Annotated in this window: 11 protein-coding genes and 1 pseudogene; 2 read left to right on the forward strand and 10 right to left on the reverse strand. The window is 35.5% G+C overall.

Annotation, left to right across the window (positions count from 1 at the left end; genetic code table 11):
* Positions 1 to 27 precede the first annotated feature (27 nt).
* From J671_RS23820 to J671_RS23850, 7 genes and pseudogenes are all read right to left on the reverse strand, one after another.
* The gene (locus J671_RS23820; RefSeq protein WP_004812228.1) at positions 28 to 960 is read right to left on the reverse strand and encodes an IS5-like element ISAha3 family transposase; all 933 of its coding nucleotides are present in this window, start codon (positions 958 to 960) and stop codon (positions 28 to 30) included.
* 45 nt (positions 961 to 1005) lie between these two features.
* Positions 1006 to 1929 (reverse strand): annotated as a pseudogene (locus tag J671_RS23825) (ribonuclease D); the annotation flags it as partial.
* Between the two features lie 308 nt (positions 1930 to 2237).
* Positions 2238 to 2834, reverse strand: a complete 597-nt coding sequence (recR, locus tag J671_RS23830) for a recombination mediator RecR (protein ID WP_000490551.1) — start codon at positions 2832 to 2834, stop codon at positions 2238 to 2240.
* A gap of 9 nt (positions 2835 to 2843) precedes the next feature.
* Positions 2844 to 3173, reverse strand: coding sequence for a YbaB/EbfC family nucleoid-associated protein (locus tag J671_RS23835; protein WP_004887360.1), 330 nt, complete (start codon positions 3171 to 3173; stop codon positions 2844 to 2846).
* Positions 3174 to 3429: 256 nt separating this feature from the next.
* On the reverse strand, positions 3430 to 3666 hold the full coding sequence (locus tag J671_RS23840; protein ID WP_004887361.1) for a hypothetical protein: 237 nt from the start codon (positions 3664 to 3666) through the stop codon (positions 3430 to 3432).
* Between the two features lie 163 nt (positions 3667 to 3829).
* Positions 3830 to 4762: an IS5 family transposase gene (locus tag J671_RS23845; protein ID WP_001040033.1), complete on the reverse strand. Its 933-nt coding sequence runs from the start codon at positions 4760 to 4762 to the stop codon at positions 3830 to 3832.
* Between the two features lie 129 nt (positions 4763 to 4891).
* Positions 4892 to 6079, reverse strand: a complete 1188-nt coding sequence (locus J671_RS23850) for an O-succinylhomoserine sulfhydrylase (RefSeq protein ID WP_004887364.1) — start codon at positions 6077 to 6079, stop codon at positions 4892 to 4894.
* Between the two features lie 134 nt (positions 6080 to 6213).
* Between J671_RS23850 and J671_RS23855 the strand changes: the two genes are divergently transcribed.
* Entirely contained in the window at positions 6214 to 7299 is a 1086-nt protein-coding gene (locus J671_RS23855; protein WP_004887366.1) for an alpha/beta fold hydrolase, read from the forward strand.
* Positions 7300 to 7420: 121 nt separating this feature from the next.
* Here J671_RS23855 and J671_RS23860 read toward each other — a convergent pair whose 3' ends face one another.
* From J671_RS23860 to J671_RS23870, 3 genes are all read right to left on the reverse strand, one after another.
* Entirely contained in the window at positions 7421 to 8188 is a 768-nt protein-coding gene (locus J671_RS23860; RefSeq protein WP_004887368.1) for a class I SAM-dependent methyltransferase, read from the reverse strand.
* Positions 8189 to 8429: 241 nt separating this feature from the next.
* Positions 8430 to 8804 (reverse strand): cell envelope integrity protein TolA, encoded by a 375-nt coding sequence (locus tag J671_RS23865; RefSeq protein WP_004887370.1) that lies wholly within the window; start codon positions 8802 to 8804, stop codon positions 8430 to 8432.
* 176 nt (positions 8805 to 8980) lie between these two features.
* Positions 8981 to 9205 carry a hypothetical protein gene (locus J671_RS23870; RefSeq protein ID WP_004887371.1) on the reverse strand — a complete coding sequence of 75 codons (225 nt, stop codon included), beginning with the start codon at positions 9203 to 9205 and terminating at the stop codon, positions 8981 to 8983.
* Positions 9206 to 9499: 294 nt separating this feature from the next.
* On the opposite strand from J671_RS23870, the gene J671_RS25630 reads away from it, so the two are divergent.
* The coding region (locus J671_RS25630; protein ID WP_171073493.1) for a transposase at positions 9500 to 9813 on the forward strand (314 nt) is incomplete at its 3' end.

The raw sequence follows: 9813 nt of genomic DNA on the forward strand, positions 1-9813 counted from the left end.
GCTGAGTTCTCCCCAATCCATTCAAATTTAAGACACAACTTGGGTGCGAGGTCTACCTAATTCCGTAAATCTATTCAGAACTGCCACACGCGCATGAATTTCATTGACCTGACTTTGAAAATGTCTTGCCGTCAGCCTATCACCTAATAATTTGATGCAATGCATCTTGGTTTCCACCAAACTACGACGGTGATAACCCGACCATTTTTTCCATAGGGTTCTGCCTAAATGTTTAACCGTTTGAAGTAACTCATTTCGTTCTATTGAACTTATTTTAGAATCTTTCCAGGGCTTGGCATTCTTTCTGGGTGGAATTACTGCATGTGCTTGACGATCTGAAATCACTTTTCTGCAGCACTTCGTGTCGTACGCGCCATCGGTATAGACAGAATCTATTCGCTCATCTAGTGGAATTTGATCCAGTAAATCACCTAGTACTTGTGAATCACTGACATTATTTGTAGTAAGCTGAACGGCACGTATTTGCAGTGTTTCAGCATCTATACCAATATGCAGTTTACGCCATTGCCGACGGTATTCAGGCTGATGTTTTTTACGCTTCCATTCGCCTTCACCTAAAAACTTTAAACCCGTAGAGTCGACAAGTAGGTGTAACCCATCATGACTTTTCTGATAGCTTATCGCAATATCAATATGCTTTTGTCGTCTACAAAGGGTGGAGTAATCTGGTGCTGTCCAATTCAAGCCACAGAGTTTAATCAGGCTTTGAACAAAGCCAGTAACCATACGTAAAGAAAGACGGAATAGAGATTTGATCATTAAACAGCATTGAATCGCTGTATCGGAATAAGTTTGATTTCGTCCTTGCTTGCCTTGTGGTTGTGCATACCATTGCGTCTTAGGATCAAACCAGATTGAAATATTTCCTCGCTTGATTAAAGCTTGGTTATACGAGGACCAATTGGTTGTACGATAGATTTTAGGTGTAGGCTTCTTCATCTGGAAATTATATTACTGAAGAAGCCTTCAAGAATAGCTTTGTGCAACAAAGCCCATTTTATCTAAAGTTTCTTTTGATGTAATTTTAAAAGGTTTAGCAATTTTAGCTGGCCATTGCCCTTCTACTGGTAAATCCTTCAAAAGATCCAGAATAATTTTGCCATATTCACGAACAACATTCGGACGTATATCTCTTACCTGTGATAACTGGAAATTATTACGTGGATTTTTTTCAACCAAATCAATCATTGTAGAATTTCTAAGGATAAAACTACGTGGTTGATTGGTTGCTTTAACTATATGTTCACGCCATTCACTTAAATTTTGCAATTGCATTAATTGACGGCGTGAATGTCGATAGTTGCCTACATCTGTATAGAGTAATGACGTTGGTGTTTCACTAATAATTTCTTTGGTTAAACTGCGGCAGTCTTCAAGAACACACTCATAAAGACCTTTTTGCTTAAGCTGGTCCTTAATATGGTTAGCCAACTGCATAAGGTATAAAACATCATTTGCTGCGTAGCATAACTGTTGAGGAGACAAAGGTCTTGCTAACCAGTCAGATCGAGTTTGGTCTTTTTCAATGTCAATCTCTAAACAAAGCTTTAAAGCACCTTGATAGCTTACTTGTAAACCATGTCCTAAAAAGGAAAGTCCAACTTGGGTATCAAAAACATTTAATAGGTTTTGTTCATCAGCATAGTGATAGATTAAATCGATATCTTCACCACACGCGTGAAAAATATTTTGTTGAGCAACAAAGATTTTTTTCCAAAACTCACTTAAGTCTAGCGACACGCCATCCAGCAAATATACATTTCCGTTGACATTGACTTGACATACTCCAAGTTTAGGCCAAAGGGTATCAACCTTAATAAATTCTGTATCAAGTCCGTATGTTGAACATTGATCCATTTGTTGAAGGACATCAACCAATTCGGTTTGCTGTTGGATAAACTGAAACATGCTTTCTCAAGTAACTGCAAAGAGTGCTTTAAACTCTGGTATATATAACATAGCAATAGAAAAATGCTACTGAATCCATGATGAATAATCTATTTTTGAACAATTTTCCAAAAAAGAGATAATTTTTTGATCATTATTTTAAATCTTTCAATTTAAGATCCTTATAAAAATTTATTTTTTACAAACAGCTTTTTTAATTTATATATTCATTAAGTCATTTTTAAAAATATATTTTTGTCTTTTAAAAAGATTTTTTTAATAATAAAACTTATATTTTAAAAAAATCTTTGAAATAAGCACCGAAGTACTTATTTCATACGCATACGGTTATGCACCGCTTGACTTAATGTATGACTATCAACATATTCAAGCTCACCCCCTTGAGGTACACCTTGAGCAATACGTGTCATGTGAATAGGTAAATGTTTCGTCGCTTCAACCAAATAGTGCGCTGTCGCCTGACCTTCTACAGTGGCGTTAGTCGCCAAAATGACTTCTTCGATAGTGCCTTGGCTTAAGCGTTGAATTAGGTAAGGAATACCTATTTCCTCTGGCCCAATCCCATCTAATGGAGAAAGATGCCCACCCAATACATGGTATTTACCACGGAAACTACCACTTTGTTCAATTGCCATCACATCTGCCGGAGATTCAACCACACATAGCAGTTGATCATCTCTTTCTGTTGAAGCGCAAATATCACAAATTTCGTGCTCAGTTAAAGAGTGGCAAACACTACATTCATGAATATAACTTGATGCTTCATGTAGAGCATGCGCTAAAGCAAATGCACCTTCACGATTTTTCATCAAAAGATGTAAAGCCATACGTTGAGCCGACTTCGGTCCAACGCTAGGCAAAATACGTAAAGCTTGAACGAGTTGTTCAAATCTATCACTAAACACTGAATTTCCTTAGAACATGCCCGCTAAACCAGGAGGTAAACCCATACCAGAGTTAGCTTTTTGCATTTTTTCTTCAGAAACTACTTCGGCTTGACGCACAGCATCATTCACCGCAGCTGCGATTAAGTCTTCAATCATATCTGGTTCATCTTGAAGTAATTCTGGATTAATTTCGATACGTTTTACGATATAACGACCAGTCATGGTTACTTTAACCAAACCACCACCCGCTTCAGCGTTTACTTCAGTTTGAGCAAGCTCTTCTTTGGCCTTTTTTATATTTGATTCCATATCTTTTTGCATGCGCTGCGCTTGCTGCATGAGCATATTGATATTCATAAACCTAACTCCGTATCTCTATCAAATATAATTGATAGTCACATAACACTTCAGAACTTAAACTCTTTTAGTCACTCAACTCATCACAAAGATCATTGAGGTCATTACGTTTAAATCAAAATTAATCTGTAATTCTGACACAATAAATTAATGTTTTCTATTGCTATCTATGAAACTATTTTCGCTAACTCATGAGTTTAAAGCTTTCTGTGTAAAACTTTTTACGCTTAGAGCCAGTTCTAAAATTTAAGTGAAACTATTGTGAAGCTTGAAGGTTTTTATTGTCCGGTTTGTATTCATTTAAAGGCATTTTTTGAAAAGAGGCATTTGCCTTTTCTATGGAATGATCTGCATCTTCAACTGATTTGTTCGCATCATTAATTAACAATACAGTTTCGCTAATCTGAGTCGGTTCGTCCTTTTGGGCAAATACTCTGTATCCAACCAAACCAATTGCCCCTATAGCGACTAATATAATTATAGGTTTAAGCATGGTTAAAAACTCACTTTGTTATTTTTATTAAATTTAGAACTTTTATACGTTGTGATTTTAGAGTCATTTATAACAAAATGTAGTCTTTTTATTTCATTCGTTGTATGTAAGGGCTTTGTTGCATAAAGCCTTTGAAGGTAAAGTTTTCCTAAGTTGCTAAAATTTAGGTTACAACTTGGGTATGAGGTCTGCCTAATTCTGTAAATTTATTTAATACGGCTACACGTGCATGGATCTCATTCACTTGGCTGTCAAAATTCCTTGAGTAGAGTTTATCGCCTAATAATTTGATGCAATGCATCTTGGTTTCGACCAAACTTCGCCGATGATAACCAGACCACTTTTTCCAAAGGGCTCTTCCTAGACGCTTAACTGTTTTTAGTAATTCATTTCTCTCTTGCGAATGAACTTTTGTATCTTTCCACGGTTTCGCATTTTTTCTTGGCGGAATCACCGCATATGCTTGACGATCTGAGATCACTCGTCTGCAGCATTTAGTGTCATAGGCTCCATCGGTATAGACAGAATCTACTCGCTCATCAAGTGGTATTTGACCAAGTAAATCACCGAGCACCTGTGAATCACTGATATTGTTCGTTGTGAGCTGAACTGCACGTATTTGCAGCGTTTCAGCATCTATACCAATGTGAAGCTTACGCCATTGTCGACGATATTCAGGCTGATGTTTCTTCCGTTTCCATTCACCTTCGCCCAAAAACTTTAAACCAGTTGAATCTACGAGTAGATGTAGACCATTGCTACTTTTTTGGTAGCTAATCGCAATATCAATATGTTTTTGTCTTCTGCAAAGCGTCGTATAGTCTGGCGCTGTCCAATCTAATCCGCAAAGTTTAATCAGGCTTTGTACAAAGCCAGTGACCATGCGTAGAGAAAGACGAAATATGGATTTAATCATTAAGCAGCATTGGATGGCTGTATCGGAATAAGTTTGATTTCGACCATGTTGGCTTTTTGGTTGAGCATACCATTGTGTTTTGGGATCAAACCAAATGGCAATATTCCCACGATTAATGAGAGCTCGGTTGTATGTGGGCCAATTGGTTGTACGGTAGATTTTAGGTGTAGGCTTATTCATCTCAAAATTATATTGTGGAATAAGCCTTTAGAGATAGGTTTGTGCAACAAAGCCGTATGTAAGTAACAACGCTATAAATAAAAAGCCACACTAAAATAAGTGTGGCTTAGTCTTAAATATATAAATTAATTAGATTAAATCTAATCCACGTGAGATATCACCAATAATATCGTTAATATCTTCTAAACCAACCGAAACACGGATTAGACCTTCTTGAATACCTGCTGCTTGTTTTGCTTCAGCAGAAAGTTTGCCGTGCGTTGTGGTCGCAGGATGGGTAATCGTTGATTTCACATCACCTAAATTACCGGTAATAGAAATAAATTTGGTGTTATCAATTACTTTCCAAGCACCTTCACGCTCACCTTTAACTACAAAAGAAACAATTCCTCCAAAACCTTTTTGCTGTTTTGCAGCAAGTTCATGTCCTTCATGAGCTGAAAGGCCTGCGTAGTAAACTTTTTCTATTTTTTCATGAGTAGATAACCATTCTGCAAGAATTTGAGCACTCTCACAGTGTGCTTTCATACGTAAGCGTAAAGTTTCTAGACCTTTTAAGAAAACCCATGCATTAAACGGGCTCATTGATGGCCCAAGTGTACGGACGACACCAAAAACTTCTTCTAACAACTGATGATTCCCGACAACAGCACCGCCTAATGCGCGCCCTTGCCCATCTAAATATTTAGTTGCCGAGTAAATTACAAGGTCTGCCCCAAATTTTAATGGTTGCTGTAAAACCGGCGTACAAAAACTATTATCAACTGCAAGTAAGGCACCATGCGCATGGGCAATATCTGCAAGTGCTTGAATATCCGCAATCTCAGCTAATGGATTCGATGGTGACTCAACAAATAAAAGTTTAGTTTCTGGACGTACTGCATTTTTCCATGCATCCAAATCACATAAATCAACAAATGTAATATCTACACCAAACTTGGCAATATATTTTTCAAACAAGGCAACGACTGAACCAAATACTGCTCTTGAGCAAATAACATGATCACCCGCTTTTAAATATGCCATTGCAACTGACAAAATTGCGCCCATTCCAGAACTTGTTGCAACCGCTCGCTCAGCCCCGTCTAAAGCTGCTAGGCGTTTTTCAAACATTGATACAGTCGGATTGGTAAAACGAGAATAGATATTTCCTTGAACTTGACCAGAAAATTTTGCAGCTGCTTCAGCAGCGTTTTCATATACAAAAGATGAAGTCAAAAAAATTGGTTCGCCATGCTCACCTTCAAAACTACGAGTATGTCCGGTACGAATGGCTAAAGTATCAAGTTGGTATTCTAAATCATCAGACTGGTTCATTAAATGTGCGCCTTTACTGGTCATGTACTAAAAAACTATCATCATTTTGAGTGTCTAAGGTATTTAAGGTCAAGGTAAACCTGAAAATTTTCGCTTAGACTTCAATCAATCTTTAGTATAGTTGGTAAAACAAGATGAAACGCTTAAAGTCCCTTGTCCCAGAACAAAGTCAAATCAAGCACCTCTCTACCCGACTATTTCGTCCTCAAACATTAGTATTGTCACAAAGCACTCCGTTTGAAGTAATTGGTGAATTCAATCAAACCCGTGTTCGTTACTATGCGGCTACCCAGAAGCGTTTTAAAGAACCATTAGTATTTGTTGCTCCGCTAGCAATTAATATGGCGATCTATGATTTATATCCTTATCGTTCGCTTGTAAAATATTTTCAAAATGCAGGTTTTGACGTATATCTAGTCGATTGGGGACGTTTGGGCTTTAAAGATAGACATCTTAACTTTTTATCATTTATAGAAGATTTTATTCCTAAAGCTATAGAACTTGTTCGCACCCATTCAGGCAGTGACCAAATTTCTCTACACGGATGGAGTATGGCAGGTATATTCGTTACTTTATATACAGCACATAATCAACCAAATTATGTCAAAAACCTTATAGTATTAGGTAGCCCAATTGATAGTTATGCTTCTGGTTATATTGGAAAACTCTACCGAACTATAAATAACACTATTGCTCGCAATAAGAAGCTACAGGAACGTATCTACTCAGGTTTACCGAAGCGTTTGATTCATACACCTGGTATTTTAAATTCTCTAGGATTTAAAATTCTTGACCCTAAAGGTTGGCTCGATGGCCATGTTCAATTACTGAAAAACCTTGATGACCTTCAGTTTGTACAAGAACATGCCACTTTAAGTAGTTTCTTAAATAATATGATTGATTATCCAGGAGGGATTAATCAGGACATGTTATTCAATGTTTGGCTACAAAATCCGTTGAAGCAAGGTTCTATTTTATTAAAAGATAAAAAAATTGAGTTAAAAAATATCGAGTGTTCTCTCTTGGTTGGTGCAGGTCGTAGCGATCAATTGGTTACGGCGGATGCAGCTCAACCATTAAGCCATTTAACCAGTAGCCAAGATGTTACATTTACTCTTATTCCAGGTGGTCATTTGGGACTAATTTCCAGTCAAGCAAGTTCTCAAGAGTTTTGGCCAAAGTTAGAAGCATGGCTAAGTGAACGTTCAACAAAAATTTGAGCTTTAAAAAGGAAAAAGCCCTTATATAAAGGGCTTTTTTATACTTAGTTTTAAAATATAAATAAGATTTTGATTAGTTTTGAAGATTTGTAATGTTTTAAACATTGACCCTAAAAGCAGACTAGAAAGATATTTTTTTAAATACGAAGTATCCTACTTTGCTTTCAAAACTCCCGTCTTTTTGAATATAAAAATATTTTTTGACCACATCTGATGCATTCTCTTGTAGATACTTAAGTGTTTTTATTTGGTCTTCAGGAGTTTTCATACGCTGCACCCAGCTATCAAAATCTAGCATGAGTGACTGTTTATCTAAGGTAGTTAACTCAAAACCAGCATCTTCTATAAAGTAAACCCATTCTTTAATACTATAGTTTCTTACATGACTTGGATCTCGAATAACCTCTATAGTCTGTAAAAACGTATCTAAAATGGGAAAACTTGAGCTGATAATATCAACAAAAATAACGGTACCATTAGGTTTTAAAACACGATTTATTTCTTTCATCGCCGTTGGTACATGTTGCCAGTGATGGGCAGAATAGCGGCTAATCACTACATCAAACTGTTCATCAGTAAACGGCATATCTTCGGCTATACCTTGTTGTACAAAAATATTTTTTATTTTTCGATCATTGGCAGCTTTTGAGACAGTATCAAGCATTTCATGAGATAAGTCGTAAGCAAAAACTAAATCGGCATGATTAGCAACGTTATAAGCCACATGGCCACCACCACAACCTAAATCTAAAACGACAGCATTTGAATATTTCTCAATCTCTTTAATAAACTTATCAAACTCAATCCCTTCAGAGTGAGCTGTGCTGTTCAAATAACTTAAAGATTTATTTTGATACTGTTTTAAATTTATCTCATGTTGATTCAACATGGCTCATTCCTCTTCTTTGATGAATTAACCATAAAAGAAAAAGTGGATAAAAAATAATGATTAGTTTTTAAATAATTAATAAAATAAAGTTATAAATTTATCTTTTAAAGAATATGAGGATACAGTAATTAAAGTGAGATTGGTTAATAGTTATCTTGTTTATAATTTTACATCCCAAATATAGAAAACCACCAATTAGTGGTTTTCTATAAATAAAAAGTCAAATTTGTGTTTTTAAAATTTACTTTGCCACAAACTTGATGTTGAACTTTCTTACCTGTTTTCTTACCTCAGGATTAGAAGGCAAAACAAATGGACTTGCACGCCATATTGCCTTTTCAATACTTGATTTGAACTTTGGATCTTCTTTATCTAGAAAAATAATTTGCTCAATCTCACCACTATCACTTAAAAACACTTTAACGCTAGCGCTCATACCTATAGAAGATGGTGGGACATCCCAAATTTTAAATATCTTTTTTTGATATTGTTGCTTATATTTTTCAGCCTCTACAATAGTTTTATCATCACCGCTTTTCACTGGCGATAATGATTTAGAGTTAATAGCACACCCAGTTAATAACAATATTGAAGTTAAAATAATGATATTTTTCATTTATAAAACCAATTTTTTCAATGATTAAAATTTAACATTTTATCTTTTTAAAAACTACCAAGCTGATAGTTTATATTGAATAGTCATTATTAAATACAATCTTAGTAAACTTTATATTTCAGCTAATTTACTCGATTGTTTAGCCTAACTATTCAATTTTATTTTTAAGTAGTGACTTAAAATGATATTTTGTAACGTGAATTGATATTTGAATGCTCAGGCATATCAGCAATATCCTGCTCAGTAAAAATTCCATGCTCAAGTACTTTTGTCCCATTAAATGCAGTATTAACCGGCGTAATGGGAGACTTGGTAATATAATTTTCATCAGCTTTTTCCGTCAGTGACGCACAACCTTCTAGCCCAAATCCAGCAATAAGGACAAATAAAAATTTCTTCATCTGGCTCACCTGTTATAATAAAAATCAAACAATCTAACAAATTATCTATCAATTGTCACATTTTCAAAACGATTAAGTCTCAATCAAAGCTTTAACAAAACTTAATGAAATGTAAACTAATTTGCATAAAATGTTAAATTGTGTAAAATACCTAAATAATTTAACGATATGTTTCAACTCATGATCTTTCTACTTTTTTTATTTTTATTATTTACGTTTGTGCTTCTTTTAAATGTTCATGGCTTTGTTGCACAAAGCTATTCTTGAAGGCTTCTTCAGTAATATAATTTCCAGATGAAGAAGCCTACACCTAAAATCTATCGTACAACCAATTGGTCCTCGTATAACCAAGCTTTAATCAAGCGAGGAAATATTTCAATCTGGTTTGATCCTAAGACGCAATGGTATGCACAACCACAAGGCAAGCAAGGACGAAATCAAACTTATTCCGATACAGCGATTCAATGCTGTTTAATGATCAAATCTCTATTCCGTCTTTCTTTACGTATGGTTACTGGCTTTGTTCAAAGCCTGATTAAACTCTGTGGCTTGAATTGGACAGCACCAGATTACTCCACCCTTTGTAGACGACAAAAGCATATTGATAT

This window comes from Acinetobacter sp. 1130196, assembly GCF_000588095.1.
GTDB classification, from domain to species: Bacteria; Pseudomonadota; Gammaproteobacteria; order Pseudomonadales; family Moraxellaceae; genus Acinetobacter; species Acinetobacter nosocomialis.